The sequence below is a fragment of the Citrobacter sp. MGH100 genome, from assembly GCF_001034465.1.
In the GTDB taxonomy this organism is placed as follows: Bacteria; Pseudomonadota; Gammaproteobacteria; order Enterobacterales; family Enterobacteriaceae; genus Citrobacter; species Citrobacter youngae.
In genome coordinates, this window is sequence record NZ_KQ089801.1 from 324305 (window position 1) to 338959 (window position 14655).

Annotated in this window: 16 protein-coding genes; 12 read left to right on the forward strand and 4 right to left on the reverse strand. The window is 52.0% G+C overall.

Annotated features, from left to right (window positions below):
- Positions 1 to 83: 83 nt before the first annotated feature.
- The 4 genes from holC (at position 84) to SK32_RS13175 (ending at position 5475) form a co-directional block, all read left to right on the forward strand.
- Positions 84 to 527 carry a DNA polymerase III subunit chi gene (gene holC, locus SK32_RS13160; RefSeq protein ID WP_048212826.1) on the forward strand — a complete coding sequence of 148 codons (444 nt, stop codon included), beginning with the start codon at positions 84 to 86 and terminating at the stop codon, positions 525 to 527.
- Positions 527 to 3382, forward strand: coding sequence for a valine--tRNA ligase (locus SK32_RS13165; RefSeq protein WP_048212827.1), 2856 nt, complete (start codon positions 527 to 529; stop codon positions 3380 to 3382). The genes holC and SK32_RS13165 overlap by 1 nt, the downstream gene beginning before the upstream one ends.
- 220 nt (positions 3383 to 3602) lie before the next feature.
- Complete coding sequence (locus SK32_RS13170; RefSeq protein WP_048212828.1) at positions 3603 to 4106, forward strand: GNAT family N-acetyltransferase; 504 nt, start codon at positions 3603 to 3605, stop codon at positions 4104 to 4106.
- A 187-nt stretch (positions 4107 to 4293) separates the two neighbouring features.
- A complete protein-coding gene (locus SK32_RS13175; RefSeq protein ID WP_048212829.1) occupies positions 4294 to 5475 on the forward strand; it encodes a hypothetical protein in 1182 nt (393 codons plus the stop codon).
- A 76-nt stretch (positions 5476 to 5551) separates the two neighbouring features.
- Here the strand turns inward: SK32_RS13175 and miaE are convergent, their stop codons facing one another.
- Entirely contained in the window at positions 5552 to 6310 is a 759-nt protein-coding gene (gene miaE / locus SK32_RS13180) for a tRNA isopentenyl-2-thiomethyl-A-37 hydroxylase MiaE (protein ID WP_048212830.1), read from the reverse strand.
- A gap of 51 nt (positions 6311 to 6361) precedes the next feature.
- Complete coding sequence (rraB, locus tag SK32_RS13185; protein WP_003025845.1) at positions 6362 to 6787, reverse strand: ribonuclease E inhibitor RraB; 426 nt, start codon at positions 6785 to 6787, stop codon at positions 6362 to 6364.
- Between the two features lie 98 nt (positions 6788 to 6885).
- Between rraB and argL the strand changes: the two genes are divergently transcribed.
- Together argL and argF (SK32_RS13190) are read left to right on the forward strand one after the other, a co-directional pair.
- Positions 6886 to 6981: a putative translational regulatory protein ArgL gene (gene argL / locus SK32_RS26745; protein WP_371414776.1), complete on the forward strand. Its 96-nt coding sequence runs from the start codon at positions 6886 to 6888 to the stop codon at positions 6979 to 6981.
- Complete coding sequence (gene argF, locus SK32_RS13190) at positions 6951 to 7955, forward strand: ornithine carbamoyltransferase (protein ID WP_048212831.1); 1005 nt, start codon at positions 6951 to 6953, stop codon at positions 7953 to 7955. Before argL ends, argF (SK32_RS13190) begins: the two co-directional genes overlap by 31 nt.
- A gap of 48 nt (positions 7956 to 8003) precedes the next feature.
- Here the strand turns inward: argF (SK32_RS13190) and SK32_RS13195 are convergent, their stop codons facing one another.
- The gene (locus SK32_RS13195; RefSeq protein WP_008786059.1) at positions 8004 to 8456 is read right to left on the reverse strand and encodes a YhcH/YjgK/YiaL family protein; all 453 of its coding nucleotides are present in this window, start codon (positions 8454 to 8456) and stop codon (positions 8004 to 8006) included.
- A 673-nt stretch (positions 8457 to 9129) separates the two neighbouring features.
- On the opposite strand from SK32_RS13195, the gene arcA reads away from it, so the two are divergent.
- The 5 genes from arcA to SK32_RS13220 all read left to right on the forward strand — a co-directional run bounded on the left by arcA (position 9130) and on the right by SK32_RS13220 (position 14436).
- A complete protein-coding gene (gene arcA / locus SK32_RS13200; protein WP_048212832.1) occupies positions 9130 to 10350 on the forward strand; it encodes an arginine deiminase in 1221 nt (406 codons plus the stop codon).
- 9 nt (positions 10351 to 10359) lie between these two features.
- A complete protein-coding gene (arcC, locus tag SK32_RS13205) occupies positions 10360 to 11292 on the forward strand; it encodes a carbamate kinase (RefSeq protein WP_048212833.1) in 933 nt (310 codons plus the stop codon).
- 56 nt (positions 11293 to 11348) lie between these two features.
- Positions 11349 to 12353, forward strand: coding sequence for an ornithine carbamoyltransferase (gene argF, locus SK32_RS13210; protein ID WP_048212834.1), 1005 nt, complete (start codon positions 11349 to 11351; stop codon positions 12351 to 12353).
- A 55-nt stretch (positions 12354 to 12408) separates the two neighbouring features.
- Positions 12409 to 13812 (forward strand): YfcC family protein, encoded by a 1404-nt coding sequence (locus tag SK32_RS13215; protein ID WP_048212835.1) that lies wholly within the window; start codon positions 12409 to 12411, stop codon positions 13810 to 13812.
- Between the two features lie 144 nt (positions 13813 to 13956).
- On the forward strand, positions 13957 to 14436 hold the full coding sequence (locus SK32_RS13220; RefSeq protein ID WP_043018242.1) for an arginine repressor: 480 nt from the start codon (positions 13957 to 13959) through the stop codon (positions 14434 to 14436).
- On the opposite strand, the gene SK32_RS26040 is transcribed toward SK32_RS13220, so the two are convergent.
- Complete coding sequence (locus SK32_RS26040) at positions 14433 to 14555, reverse strand: hypothetical protein (RefSeq protein ID WP_086523826.1); 123 nt, start codon at positions 14553 to 14555, stop codon at positions 14433 to 14435. The two genes, SK32_RS13220 and SK32_RS26040, sit on opposite strands and share 4 nt — an antisense overlap.
- Here SK32_RS26040 and pyrL point away from each other — a divergent pair.
- Positions 14535 to 14636, forward strand: a complete 102-nt coding sequence (pyrL, locus tag SK32_RS24810) for a pyr operon leader peptide (RefSeq protein WP_016155570.1) — start codon at positions 14535 to 14537, stop codon at positions 14634 to 14636. The two genes, SK32_RS26040 and pyrL, sit on opposite strands and share 21 nt — an antisense overlap.
- The last annotated feature ends 19 nt before the right edge of the window (positions 14637 to 14655 follow it).

Below are 14655 nucleotides of genomic sequence, written 5' to 3' on the forward strand. Positions count from 1 at the left end.
CTACATTGGGTATTTAACCGTAGGCCGGATAAGCGTAGCGCCATCCGGCTTCGCATTTAAATCCACCAAAAGAAGCCCCATATATGAGAAATGCAACGTTCTATATTCTGGACAATGACAACACCATCGACGGCCTCAGCGCCGTTGAACAACTGGTGTGTGAAATTGCCGCAGAACGTTGGCGGGCTGGCAAGCGTGTGCTGATCGCCTGTGAAAACGAAAAGCAGGCTCTGCGACTGGATGAAGCCCTGTGGGCAAGACCGGCAGAAAGCTTTGTTCCACATAATCTGGCGGGTGAAGGCCCCAGAGGCGGCGCCCCGGTAGAGATTGCCTGGCCGGAAAAACGCAACAGCAGCCCGCGCGACCTGCTCATCAGTTTACGCGTTGGCTTTGCAGATTTTGCCACCGCTTTCACAGAAGTGATAGACTTCGTTCCTTACGAAGATTCTTTGAAACAATCGGCACGCGATCGCTACAAAGCTTACCGCGTGGCTGGTTTTAACCTGAATACGGCAACCTGGAAATAATGGAAAAGACATACAACCCACAAGATATCGAACAGCCGCTTTACGAGCACTGGGAAAAGCAGGGCTATTTCAAACCTAACGGCGATGAAAGCAAAGAGTCCTTCTGCATCATGATCCCGCCGCCGAACGTCACCGGCAGTTTGCATATGGGTCATGCTTTCCAGCAAACCATCATGGATACCATGATTCGCTACCAGCGCATGCAGGGCAAAAACACCCTGTGGCAGGCCGGTACCGACCACGCGGGTATCGCAACCCAGATGGTGGTTGAACGTAAGATTGCCGCTGAAGAAGGTAAAACCCGTCACGACTACGGTCGCGAAGCGTTTATCGACAAAATTTGGCAGTGGAAAGCGGAATCCGGCGGCACCATTACCCGTCAGATGCGCCGTCTCGGCAACTCCGTTGACTGGGAGCGCGAGCGCTTCACCATGGACGAAGGCCTTTCCAATGCCGTGAAAGAAGTCTTCGTTCGCCTGTACAAAGAAGACCTGATTTACCGTGGCAAGCGTCTGGTCAACTGGGACCCGAAACTGCGCACCGCTATTTCTGACCTGGAAGTGGAAAACCGCGAGTCTAAAGGCTCCATGTGGCACATCCGCTATCCGCTGGCCGACGGCGCGAAAACCGCAGACGGTAAAGATTACCTGGTCGTGGCGACCACCCGTCCGGAAACCATTCTGGGCGACACCGGCGTGGCCGTGAACCCGGAAGACCCGCGTTATAAAGACCTGATCGGCAAATTCCTGATCCTGCCGCTGGTTAACCGCCGCATTCCGATTGTCGGTGATGAACACGCCGATATGGAAAAAGGTACCGGCTGCGTGAAGATCACCCCGGCACACGACTTTAACGACTACGAAGTCGGGAAACGTCACGGCCTGCCGATGATCAACATTCTGACCTTTGACGGTGACATCCGTGAAACCGCGGAAGTGTACGACACCAAAGGTGAAGAGTCCGACGTTTACTCCAACGCAATCCCGGCTGAGTTCCAGAAGCTGGAACGCTTTGCCGCGCGTAAAGCGATCGTCGCTGCCATTGATGCGCTGGGCCTGCTGGAAGAGATCAAACCTCACGACCTGACCGTGCCTTACGGCGACCGTGGTGGCGTGGTTATCGAACCGATGCTGACCGACCAGTGGTACGTGCGTGCCGACGTGCTGGCGAAACCAGCGGTTGAAGCGGTTGAGAATGGTGACATCCAGTTTGTACCGAAGCAGTACGAAAACATGTACTTCTCCTGGATGCGTGATATCCAGGACTGGTGTATTTCCCGTCAGCTGTGGTGGGGTCACCGTATCCCGGCATGGTATGACAACGACGGCAACGTCTACGTTGGCCGTACCGAAGATGAAGTGCGTCAGGAAAATAACCTCGGCGCCGACGTTGCGCTGCGTCAGGACGAAGACGTTCTCGACACCTGGTTCTCCTCCGCGCTGTGGACCTTCTCTACCCTCGGCTGGCCGGAAAACACCGATGCGCTGCGTCAGTTCCACCCAACCAGCGTGATGGTTTCCGGCTTCGACATCATCTTCTTCTGGATTGCCCGCATGATCATGATGACCATGCACTTCATCAAAGATGAAAACGGCAAGCCGCAGGTTCCGTTCCATACCGTCTACATGACCGGTCTGATCCGTGACGACGAAGGCCAGAAGATGTCCAAATCCAAGGGCAACGTGATTGACCCGCTGGATATGGTCGACGGTATCTCGCTGCCGGAGCTGCTGGAAAAACGTACCGGCAACATGATGCAGCCGCAGCTGGCTGAGAAGATCGCCAAGCGTACCGAGAAGCAGTTCCCGAACGGCATCGAACCGCACGGTACCGACGCCCTGCGTTTCACCCTGGCGGCGCTGGCCTCTACCGGCCGCGACATCAACTGGGATATGAAGCGTCTGGAAGGTTACCGTAACTTCTGCAACAAGCTGTGGAACGCCAGCCGCTTTGTGCTGATGAACACCGAAGGAAATGATTGCGGCTTCAACGGCGGCGAAATGACCCTGTCTCTGGCGGATCGCTGGATCCTCGCTGAATTCAACCAGACCGTTAAAGCGTACCGCGAAGCGCTGGATAACTTCCGCTTCGACATCGCTGCGGGCATTCTGTACGAATTCACCTGGAACCAGTTCTGTGACTGGTATCTGGAACTGACCAAGCCGGTGATGACCGGAGGAACGGATGCTGAACTGCGCGGCACCCGCAATACGCTGGTCACCGTGCTGGAAGGTCTGCTGCGCCTGGCGCATCCGATCATCCCGTTCATCACCGAAACCATCTGGCAGCGCGTGAAAGTGATTTGTGGCAACACCGCAGATACCATCATGCTGCAGCCATTCCCGGAATATAACGCGGCTCAGGTAGACGAAGCGGCGCTGGCCGATACCGAATGGCTGAAGCAGGCGATCGTGGCCGTACGTAACATCCGCGCGGAAATGAACATCGCCCCAGGCAAACCGCTGGAGCTGTTGCTGCGTGGTTGCAGCGCGGATGCGATGCGTCGCGTGAACGACAACCGTAGCTTCCTGCTGAACCTGGCGCGTCTGGAAAGCATCACCGTGCTGCCAGCCGATGACAAAGGGCCGGTCTCCGTGACCAAAATCATCGACGGCGCCGAGCTGCTGATCCCGATGGCTGGCCTCATCAACAAAGACGATGAGCTGGCGCGTCTGGCGAAAGAAGTGGCGAAAATCGAAGGTGAGATTGCCCGTATCGAAGGCAAGCTCTCCAACGAAGGCTTTGTGGCTCGCGCCCCGGAAGCGGTGATCGCCAAAGAGCGTGAAAAGCTGGACGGTTACGCGGAAGCAAAAGCGAAGCTGATTGAGCAGCAGGCGGTTATCGCCGCGCTGTAAAAATCGTGCCCATACGTTTGCCGGATGGCGCTTGCGCTTATCCGGCCTACGGGCACCGTCAACGTAGGTCGGATAAGCGTAGCGCATCCGACGCCGCAGACAATAAAAAGCCTCTGACGCATATGCTCAGAGGCTTTTTATTGAATTATCCTCGCTTGCGCTTCCCCTCACCGCAGTGGTATTAACTGCATATGTCTCACTTTTATGTCATGAGTTCGCTATGAGTGCCATTACCTCCGTCGCGGCAACGCTGCGCCGAATTTCTGCCGATGATAACGCCGCAATTGCCCGCGTTATCCGCAAAGTTTCCGCTGAATACGGCCTGACCGCCGATAAAGGCTACACCGTTGCCGACCCTAATCTGGACGAATTGTTCCAGGTTTACAGCCAGCCGGGCGCGGCCTACTGGGTGGTTGAGCAAAACGGTGAAGTCGTGGGCGGCGGCGGTGTTGCACCGTTAGGATGTAGTGAACCAGACATTTGTGAGCTGCAAAAGATGTACTTCCTGTCGAGCGCGCGCGGTCAGGGGCTGGCGAAAAAACTGGCGCTGATGGCGCTTGAACATGCCCGCGAGCAGGGTTTTAAACGCTGCTATCTGGAAACTACCGCCTTCCTGACCGAAGCCATTGCGCTGTATGAACATCTTGGGTTTGAACACATTGACGGGCCGCTGGGTTGTACAGGGCATGTCGATTGTGAAGTGCGGATGTTGAAGGCGCTGTAGCGATCTTCAGACCCCGCATACCTCTACGGTCAATTCACGTTCGCACACCGAAGGCCGTAGACGTTTTTATGACAATAAAAGTATTTTTCAGATTTCATCAATTCCCATCATCAGCGCCCCTAATTATACTTTAACACTGGAGGATACACCTAAAATAAAGGCAACAATTTTTGCCAAGGAAAATACAATGAAATATAGAAATATTTTTGTTCTAATTACCACCATAGCATTAACATCCTGCTCACTGTCCACGCGTGGAAAAGTTAATAAATTAATTTCTGAAGCATCTGACCGCTATATGCCCGAACAGCAGTATTGTTACAGTCTTTATCTACTGCAAGAGGCGCGGAAAGAAGCCCTGAATGGCTTCGGCAGTGGATCCACTACAATAGTGCTACAAAACTACGTTAATAATTACAACAGAATGATGGATTCGCTTAAAAACGTCAATTCGCAATCACGGCATAGCGATATCGAAACAAAAGCTCAGAGCTATATTTGCTGGCTACCTGAGATGAGGCACATCATGGAATTAATGCCGCCAGAAATGCAAACCCAAATCAAACCGGAATATAATCCATTCTCGGTTTCCATATACTATGCCGCAAGTGATGCCAGTGATGCCTGGTACCGGTCGGCGCAAAAAGAGTCTAATAAAACGAAAAAGCTTTATAAGCTGCTGTCCTGTTATTATTATACTCCAGACAATCAAAATATAATCAGTGCGTTGCAAAACACTTATACCAATGCGATTTATCATTTAATTATAAAAAACACAAGCAATAAGGAAATTAATGGCATCAATGTAATAACTGACAAAGTTATCCCAATGATCGAAAGGCCTTATCAAAAACCCTCGCTGAATAAAATGATGGATAGTGCCGGGCCATACATAGAGCATCCGCTGTCGATTCAAGATTATCGCATCGATATTCAACAGGAACCTCAAAAAACCGGAAATAATATCGTTATTACACTACACCTCAATAAAGCAGAACGATTCTCTGAGAACTACTCTCAAACAGTACCAGAAGAAAGACAAGGCGCTGCACAAAGTTGCTATGACCGCCCTGTCTTAGAACGCGATCGGGACAATGTAATAAGAAAAACCGGTCTGAATGAAACCCACTGTATAAACACGACTTATACGTATGCCGTCGATACCACACAAAGCGGAGTAAACTATACCACCGTACTGGATGGCGTGATGACACTCACACTTAACGGCCGGGTCGTTATAAAAAATCAGAAGATAGGCGCTTCCTATTCCAGCGCAGACTCCACTAACGATATTACGCAGTCCTGGAGAGATATTGTCGATCAAATCGAAGATGCGATAAGAGATGTGATTTTATCCGACAATCAGTGAATCGCGGGTAATGATGGCCTGCCGCAATCAGGCAAGCCATATAAACGCATGAAAAGACTCGTCGATATTTACCCTGTTATACCGGCGCCCCACTGTGAAAACGGAACTCTTCATCCGGTGTTGAAATCAATTCGGCTTCCACTTCACCAAACAGCTTGATTCGCGGCGTAATGTCTTCGTCAGACACTTGCTGCGCCAGCGCCAGGTAATCCTGATAGTGCCGCGCCTCGGATCGCAGCAGCGACAGATAAAACGCCTGCAAATCGTCATCCAGATACGGTGCGAGCGCGGCGAACCGTTCACAGGAACGCGCCTCAATGTAAGCCCCGCAAATCAGTTTATCGATTAACGTCAGCGGCTCGTGGGTGCGCACCTCTTTGAGCATGCCTTTGGCGTAATGGCTGGCGGTAATCTTAATATAGGGAATGTTGCGACTCATCATCGCCTCACGCACCTGCCAGAAATGATGCAGTTCTTCCTTGATCAGCAAAACCATGCTGTCGATAAGCTTGCGTCCCCACGGGTCGTCGGTTTGCGGCATCACGCTTTTGCTTATCTGTTTATTCAGCGCGATAAAATCCGGCTCATCCCCTTCTCTGAAAGCAAACGCTTCATAGGGTTTCAGCCAGTCCAGCAGCGCCTGAGATCCCTGTTTATCTGCGACATACTTACGCACCAGCAGCATCGCCGTTTGCGCTGCTTTCAGCTCACAGACGAGGTGGTCGGTCAATAACAGAGGCAGATTAGCCGGGTCTCGCGCTTTATCAAGCCAGGCCTGGGGCGTTTTACAGTGCAGGAAATTGTGGATCGGGGAGAGTATTTGCAGGTAATCCATACATTGTCCTTGGCCTGCGGCAGCCTGGGCTACCGCAGGTCAGTAGATGACTTAGTGACGCACGCCGTCATCATCTTCGTCGACGAGATCTTCATCGTCGCCGTCTTCACCTTCTTCGCCGTTCGGGTCTTCAAAATAGGTGCCCCAACCGTCGTATTCCACATCATATTTTTCAGCCAGGTTCATCAGTTGCTCAACCTGAGCATCGATCAACTCCGCATTCAGTGCACATTCGCTCAGGATGTCACAGCAAATAACCGTGTCGCCTTCTTCCACTTCCAGCTCTTCCGGCTCGGTCACTTCATAACCCAGCTTGAAGGCTTCTACTGCCGCTTTTTCCAGGGTTTCGAAGTCATCCGCGGAAAGGTGATGCTCAATGGTGTACAGCGCGTCTGGATCGCTGCCATCTTCGAGTAACTCTTCAATAATCAAGCGCGTTTCTTCACGCTGTTCTTCCAGTAGTTCCGGGTTTGCCATGGCTCGTTCCTCATAATGTCCTGCCGATACTCTTATTGTCACATACCGCTGTCATTGCCTCCACCTTTCCAGGAAAGATTTGTTAAACAAGGTTGCAAATGAATAAACATCCATATAAATTGAATTTTAATTCAATAAATGGCCTAAGCCATGTGAGGGAACCATGTCTGCGTTTTATCAGAAGCACTTTTTGAAACTGCTTGATTTCACCTCTGCTGAACTCACGTCACTGCTCCAGCTCGCCGCGCAGCTTAAGGCGGATAAGAACAACGGTACTGAGGTCGCTAAACTCACCGGTAAAAACATCGCGCTCATCTTCGAAAAAGACTCAACCCGCACCCGTTGCTCTTTCGAAGTTGCCGCATACGATCAGGGCGCGCGCGTGACGTATCTCGGGCCAAGCGGCAGCCAGATTGGCCATAAAGAGTCGATCAAAGACACCGCCCGCGTGCTCGGCCGCATGTACGACGGTATTCAGTATCGGGGCCACGGCCAGGAGATTGTCGAGACGCTGGCGGAATATGCCGGAGTTCCAGTGTGGAACGGATTAACCAACGAGTTTCATCCCACCCAGCTGCTGGCGGATCTGTTAACTATGCAGGAACACCTGCCGGGTAAAGCGTTTAATGAGATGACGCTGGTCTACACCGGTGATGCCCGCAACAATATGGGCAATTCCATGCTGGAAGCCGCTGCGTTAACCGGGCTGGATCTGCGCCTGGTTGCGCCGCAGGCATGCTGGCCTGAAGAGAGCCTGGTGGCGGAGTGCAAAGCGCTGGCGCTGAAAAACGGCGGCAATATTACGCTGACCGAAGATGTCGCCGCGGGCGTGAAAGGTGCGGACTTTATCTATACCGACGTCTGGGTATCAATGGGCGAAGCAAAAGAGAAGTGGGCCGAACGTATTGCGCTGCTGCGTAAGTACCAGGTTAATAGCACGATGATGGCGTTGACCGGCAATCCACAGGTGAAATTCCTGCACTGTCTGCCCGCGTTTCATGACGATCAAACCACGCTTGGCAAACAAATGGCACAGGAATATGGTCTGCACGGCGGTATGGAAGTGACTGATGAGGTCTTTGAATCACCCGCCAGTATCGTATTTGATCAGGCGGAAAACCGGATGCACACCATCAAAGCGGTGATGGTCGCAACGCTTGCCAAATAATGATGTTTCGTAGGCCGGGTAAGGCGCAGCCGCACCCGGCAATCACGCTTATGCTACCCGCATTTTCACCACAGCTTTGCGTACCAGCGCTGGTGCACCGACCGCGCACAGCGGTTTATGCACTTCACCCGGATAGAACACCACGAAATCACCTTCGTTCAGCACCACCGTTTTCTCCTGTACCCCTTCCGGCAGGAAGGCGATATCTTTATCCGCCAGCCAGTCAGTTTCCGGCGCGCCCGCAGGCTGCGTGCTGAAGGTCATTCCTTCCTGGCCTTTGAGCAGGATCTGAATATCCAGATAGCGGGCGTGATACTCGGCGCGGCGCTGTGCAAACGGCTCCGTCATATCTTCGGCAATCAGATAAAACAGGCGATCGCCGTCAATGTCGTGCTTACCTTTTTCCGTCGCATCCGTCACATGCGCTTTAATGTGTTCAATTGCCTGACGCAGCTCTTCCGGCAGCCAGGCATCCAGGTTGTGAATATTGCCGACAATCATCTCAAACCCCTCAATTAAAACAACGTTTCATTTTTGTTGTTATACGAAAAAACCGCCTGCCATACCACTGCTATTTGCTGATATTTTGCGTCAACGCATGTTTATCGCTGATTATGTTAAATAATTGCTAACTCTCAGCAACAGGTTATGCATAAACTCTGCATAAATTTCGGCCACCCTTTTTCAATCCAATCAGTAACCCACTGTTCTTAAAAACTTTGTTAGAAAAACCAGCCATCGATCACAGTTCACATCTCCTTCACTATCCTTCTTCATCATCATATTTATTTTGAAATAAGCATTACAGTGCAAATAATAAAATCATAAATTCGCATAATAATTCATTACACATAAAAAAGCACAAACAAATCAATACATTACTTATATTGCAGCACTTTTAAACATGTACATAAAATTAACACCGATAAATAACAAGACATATTCCCGCGTAGTAATTCAATTATTCGCATTTTTATTTTGTTAATTCTCAGAGCCATCTCATAAATTAAACAACAAAAGCCAACCATCGACCTGACTGTGAAATAAATCACATTTCCTCATCAAATAAGATCTAAATATAGATTCTGAAATCAGCTGAAAAATCATGGCTGCAATAAATATTATTTGCAGGCACCTCCTCTTTATTTTTTAAAATCGTATTAAAGGAATAATGATGGAAAAGCATTATGTCGGGTCTGAAATCGGTCAATTACGTAGCGTAATGCTACATCGCCCTAACCTCAGCTTAAAAAGGCTGACGCCATCAAATTGTCAGGAACTGCTTTTTGATGATGTTCTTTCGGTAGAACGTGCAGGAGAAGAACATGACATTTTCGCCAACACGTTACGTCAGCAAGGGATTGAGGTTCTGTTACTCACTGATTTATTGACACAAACCTTAGATGTCCCGGATGCCAAAGGCTGGCTGCTGGAGACACAAATCTCTGATTATCGCCTTGGCCCCGCTTTCGCTACCGATATTCGCGCATGGCTTGCAGATATGCAGCACCGGGAACTCGCCCGGCATTTAAGCGGCGGGCTAACCTACGGGGAAATTCCTGCCTCCATCAAAAATATGGTGGTCGATACTCACGATATTAATGACTTTATTATGAAGCCATTACCCAACCACCTATTTACTCGCGATACCTCCTGTTGGATATATAACGGTGTATCCATTAACCCGATGGCAAAAACCGCACGCCAGCGGGAAACCAATAACCTGCGAGCAATTTACCGTTGGCATCCACAATTTGCCGATGGTGAATTTATTAAATATTTCGGCGATGAAAATATTAATTACGACCACGCCACATTAGAAGGTGGCGATGTGCTGGTGATTGGTCGCGGCGCGGTACTCATCGGTATGTCGGAACGCACCACGCCGCAGGGCATTGAATTCCTTGCCCAGTCGCTGTTTAAGCATCGCCAGGCTGAACGCGTCATCGCGGTTGAACTGCCGAAACATCGCTCCTGTATGCACCTCGATACCGTTATGACCCACATCGATATCGATACCTTCTCCGTCTACCCGGAAGTGGTACGCCCGGATGTCCAGTGCTGGACCCTGACGCCAGACGGGCGCGGCGGCCTGAAACGCACCCAGGAAAGCACGCTGGTACACGCCCTCGAAAAAGCGCTGGGCCTCGACCAAATCACGCTGATCACCACCGGAGGCGACGCCTTCGAAGCTGAACGCGAACAGTGGAACGACGCCAACAACGTCCTGACGCTGCGCCCCGGCGTGGTGGTGGGTTACGAGCGCAACATCTGGACCAACGAAAAATACGACAAAGCCGGTATCACCGTTTTACCCATTCCTGGCGACGAACTGGGACGCGGACGCGGCGGCGCGCGCTGCATGAGCTGCCCACTGGAACGCGACGGTATTTAAGGAGACGTTATGGAAAACAAACCTACTCTGGTTGTGGCGTTGGGCGGCAATGCGCTGCTCAAACGCGGTGAACCGCTGGAAGCTGACATCCAGCGCAAGAATATTGAGCTGGCGGCAAAAACTATCGCTCAGCTTACGCAGCAATGGCGCGTGATTCTGGTGCACGGCAATGGCCCACAGGTTGGACTTTTGGCGTTACAGAACAGCGCTTATGACCGCGTTACCCCTTATCCGCTCGACATTCTCGGTGCGGAAAGTCAGGGAATGATTGGCTATATGCTGCAACAAGCGCTGAAAAACCAGCTGCCGCAACGTGAAATTAGCGTCCTGCTGACTCAGGTTGAAGTCGATGCCCACGATCCAGCCTTCAGTAATCCGACCAAATATATCGGACCGATTTACGACAACGATCAGGCTAAAACGCTACACGCGGAAAAGGGCTGGATTTTCAAAGCCGATGGTAAAGCGTTCCGTCGCGTTGTGCCCTCTCCACAACCCAAACGTATCGTTGAAAGTGATGCTATTCGCACATTGATCGCCCGCGATCATCTGGTGATTTGCAACGGCGGTGGCGGCGTACCGGTGGTGGAAAAAGCCGATGGCTTCCACGGCATTGAAGCAGTGATCGACAAGGATCTCTCCGCCGCCCTGCTCGCCCGCCAACTCCATGCCGATGCGTTGTTGATCCTCACCGATGCTGACGCCGTGTACCTCGACTGGGGCAAACCTACCCAGCGCCCGCTGGCCCAGGTCACCCCGGAACTGCTCGGTGAAATGCAATTCGACGCCGGTTCAATGGGCCCCAAAGTCACCGCCTGCGCGGAATTCGTCTCTCACTGTCGGGGGATTGCTGGCATCGGTTCACTGGCCGACGGTCCGGCCATTCTCGCCGGCGACAAAGGCACGCTCATTCGTCTCGAAACCACCGACGCTCACGCTTAGGGCTTTTTTTGCCGGATGGCGGCTGCGCCTTATCCGGCCTACATAAGGACATTTTCATGACTGTTAACCTGAAAAATCGCAATTTTCTCAAACTGCTGGACTACACCCCTGCAGAAATCCAGTACCTGATCGATCTGGCTATCGAATTAAAAACGGCAAAAAAAGCCGGGCGCGAAAGGCAAACGCTGGTCGGTAAAAATATCGCGCTGATCTTCGAAAAAACCTCCACTCGCACCCGCTGCGCCTTTGAAGTCGGCGCTTTCGATCAGGGCGCACAGGTCACCTACCTCGGCCCAAGCGGCTCGCAGATCGGCCATAAAGAGTCGATGAAAGATACCGCCCGCGTGCTAGGCCGCATGTATGACGGCATCGAATACCGCGGCTACGGCCAGGAGATCGTGGAAGAACTGGGACAATTCGCCGGTGTGCCGGTCTGGAACGGGCTAACAAATGAATTTCACCCCACCCAGATCCTCGCGGATCTGATGACCATGCTGGAACACGCGCCGGGTAAAACCTTGCCGGAGCTGAGCTTCGCTTACCTCGGTGACGCCCGCAACAACATGGGTAATTCGCTGATGGTCGGCGCGGCGAAAATGGGGATGGATATTCGTCTGGTCGCGCCAAAGTCCTTCTGGCCGGACGAGGCGCTGGTTGCCGAATGCCGCGAAATCGCCAGCGTAACGGGCGCACGCATTACGCTCACGGACGATGTTGCGGAAGGGGTATACGACGTAGATTTCCTCTATACCGATGTCTGGGTTTCGATGGGCGAACCTAAAGAAGCGTGGGCAGAACGCGTCAGCCTGATGACGCCCTACCAGATTAATCAGCAGGTCATCAATGCGACCGGCAATCCCAATGTGAAATTCATGCACTGCCTGCCCGCCTTTCATAATGAGCACACCAAAGTGGGCCGTGAAATCGAAGCGGCTTACGGTCTGAAAGGACTTGAAGTCACGGAAGAGGTATTCGAGTCAGCGCATTCCATCGTCTTCGACGAAGCGGAAAACCGGATGCATACCATTAAAGCGGTCATGGTAGCGACACTCGGCGACTAACCCCTGCGGGCATGTGTCGCCTGGCGGCATATGCCCAAGCTATCCGGAGAACATCATGGGCAAATTCAAATTTCCCAGCGCGTATACCATCCTGTTTATTCTCATTGCACTCGTCGCCGTTATGACCTGGATTGTCCCGGCAGGGAAATACCAGATGGCGATGAATGCTACCCTCGGCAAAGAAGTGCCGGTTGCCGGTACTTATGCCCCGACCGAGGCGCATCCACAAGGCATAACCGCTGTCCTGCTGGCACCGATTGACGGGCTTTATAACCACGAAACCTACACCGCAGGCGCAATTGATGTCGCGCTGTTTGTCCTGATCATCGGTGGGTTTCTCGGCGTGGTAAACAAAACGGGCGCCATCGACGCAGGCATCGAACGCGTGACGGTCAGGCTGAACGGCAAAGAAGAGTGGATGATCCCCATTCTGATGGGGCTTTTCGCCGCCGGAGGCACGATTTACGGCATGGCGGAAGAATCACTCCCTTTCTACACCTTATTAGTTCCGGTCATGATGGCCGCGCGCTTTGATCCACTGGTTGCGGCGGCGACCGTGCTACTCGGCGCAGGCATCGGCACGCTCGGTTCGACAATCAACCCTTTCGCGACGGTTATCGCGGCTAACGCCGCCGGGATCCCCTTCACCCAGGGAATGCTGATGCGCATTCTGCTGCTGGTCGTCGGCTATGTTATCTGCGTAGTGTGGGTCATGCGTTATGCGCGCAAAGTCCGCAATCACCCGGAGTTGTCGATTGTGGCGGATAAAATGGAGGAAAACCGCGCGCATTTCCTCGGCAATCGCGGCAACGCTAACCTTGAATTCACAGCTACGCGTAAGTGGATCCTGCTGATATTCGCCGCCGCCTTTGCGGTAATGATTTATGGCGTCGCGGTACTCGGATGGTGGATGGCAGAAATATCCGCAGTCTTTCTGGCTTCTGCGATTATCGTCGGCGTGATTGCCCGCATGAGCGAAGAAGCCTTCACCAGTACCTTCATTGACGGTGCGCGGGATCTGCTCGGCGTGGCGCTGATTATCGGCATTGCGCGCGGTATCGTCGTGGTGATGGATAACGGTATGATTACCCACACCATTCTGCACAGCGCCGAAAATTTAGTCTCCGGTCTTTCCACCACCATTTTCATCAATGTGACCTACTGGCTGGAAGTATTGCTCTCCTTCCTGGTCCCTTCCTCGTCTGGTCTGGCGGTGCTCACGATGCCCATTATGGCCCCGCTGGCCGACTTCGCCCATGTGCAAAGGGATCTGGTCGTTACTGCGTACCAATCCGCTTCTGGCATTGTGAATCTGATCACCCCCACTTCAGCCGTCGTGATGGGCGGGTTGGCTATCGCTCGCGTTCCTTATGTGCGCTACCTGAAATGGGTCGCCCCGCTGCTGCTGATTCTGACGGTGCTGAACATGGTCGTCCTGAGTATCGGCGCAATGCTGTAGCCGTTTTGGCCGTCGGCTCCCGACGGCTTTTTTGAGCGTGCTCTCGTTTTTCTGCACAACCGCCCGTTTGAGCCGTTATTGATATAGCAAATGTGGTGAATTTCGCCATCGCATTGATACAAATAATAAATTTAGGGTGTTTTTATGAAGGAATTCGATGATTACTCGACCAAAGAACAGAAACAGCTGGCGATTTGTCAGCGCCTGATTACTGAAAAAAGCTACCTGTCCCAGGAAGCGCTGCGTCGGGATCTACAGCAGCATGGCTTTACCGGGATTAGCCAGTCAACGGTATCTCGTCTGTTGAAACTGCTCGGTGCTATAAAGATAAGAAATACAAAAGGGCAAAAAATTTATTCTGTAAATCCGCAATCTCGACCCGCTCCTGATGCTGCCCGATCGATTGCTGAAATGGTGGTCAGCGTGGAACACAATAGCGAGTTTATCCTCATTCACACTGCAGCAGGTTATGGCCGTGCCGTTGCCAGAATCCTCGATTACCACGCGTTACCAGAGATTCTGGGTGTCATCGCTGGCAGCAGTATTGTCTGGGTTGCGCCGCGAGTCGTGCAGCGAACGGGGCTGGTGCACAAGCAGATTAACTATCTATTTAAAATGAATTAAAATTCATAAGAACCGTTTGCGATGAATAAATCGTGCATTTTTCGCTTGATCCCATAACGGAGCTGAGTATAATCGCGGACAATTTGCCGGGAGGATGTATGGTTCAGTGTGTACGACATTTTGTCTTACCGCGTCTGAAAAAGGACGCTGGCCTGCCGTTTTTCTTTCCGTTGATCATCCATTCCGAGCCCCTCAATTGAGGGGCTTTTTTTTTGCCCA

Excerpts from the sequence above, each read along its gene's own strand:
- holC (WP_048212826.1), top strand. The coding sequence starts at position 84 with ATGAGAAATGCAACGTTCTATATTCTGGACAATGACAACACCATCGAC.
- SK32_RS13165 (WP_048212827.1), top strand. The coding sequence starts at position 527 with ATGGAAAAGACATACAACCCACAAGATATCGAACAGCCGCTTTACGAG.
- SK32_RS13170 (WP_048212828.1), top strand. The coding sequence starts at position 3,603 with ATGAGTGCCATTACCTCCGTCGCGGCAACGCTGCGCCGAATTTCTGCC.
- SK32_RS13175 (WP_048212829.1), top strand. The coding sequence starts at position 4,294 with ATGAAATATAGAAATATTTTTGTTCTAATTACCACCATAGCATTAACA.
- miaE (WP_048212830.1), bottom strand. The coding sequence starts at position 6,310 with ATGGATTACCTGCAAATACTCTCCCCGATCCACAATTTCCTGCACTGT.
- rraB (WP_003025845.1), bottom strand. The coding sequence starts at position 6,787 with ATGGCAAACCCGGAACTACTGGAAGAACAGCGTGAAGAAACGCGCTTG.
- argL (WP_371414776.1), top strand. The coding sequence starts at position 6,886 with ATGAATAAACATCCATATAAATTGAATTTTAATTCAATAAATGGCCTA.
- argF (WP_048212831.1), top strand. The coding sequence starts at position 6,951 with ATGTCTGCGTTTTATCAGAAGCACTTTTTGAAACTGCTTGATTTCACC.
- SK32_RS13195 (WP_008786059.1), bottom strand. The coding sequence starts at position 8,456 with ATGATTGTCGGCAATATTCACAACCTGGATGCCTGGCTGCCGGAAGAG.
- arcA (WP_048212832.1), top strand. The coding sequence starts at position 9,130 with ATGGAAAAGCATTATGTCGGGTCTGAAATCGGTCAATTACGTAGCGTA.
- arcC (WP_048212833.1), top strand. The coding sequence starts at position 10,360 with ATGGAAAACAAACCTACTCTGGTTGTGGCGTTGGGCGGCAATGCGCTG.
- argF (WP_048212834.1), top strand. The coding sequence starts at position 11,349 with ATGACTGTTAACCTGAAAAATCGCAATTTTCTCAAACTGCTGGACTAC.
- SK32_RS13215 (WP_048212835.1), top strand. The coding sequence starts at position 12,409 with ATGGGCAAATTCAAATTTCCCAGCGCGTATACCATCCTGTTTATTCTC.
- SK32_RS13220 (WP_043018242.1), top strand. The coding sequence starts at position 13,957 with ATGAAGGAATTCGATGATTACTCGACCAAAGAACAGAAACAGCTGGCG.
- pyrL (WP_016155570.1), top strand. The coding sequence starts at position 14,535 with ATGGTTCAGTGTGTACGACATTTTGTCTTACCGCGTCTGAAAAAGGAC.
- SK32_RS26040 (WP_086523826.1), bottom strand. The coding sequence starts at position 14,555 with ATGTCGTACACACTGAACCATACATCCTCCCGGCAAATTGTCCGCGAT.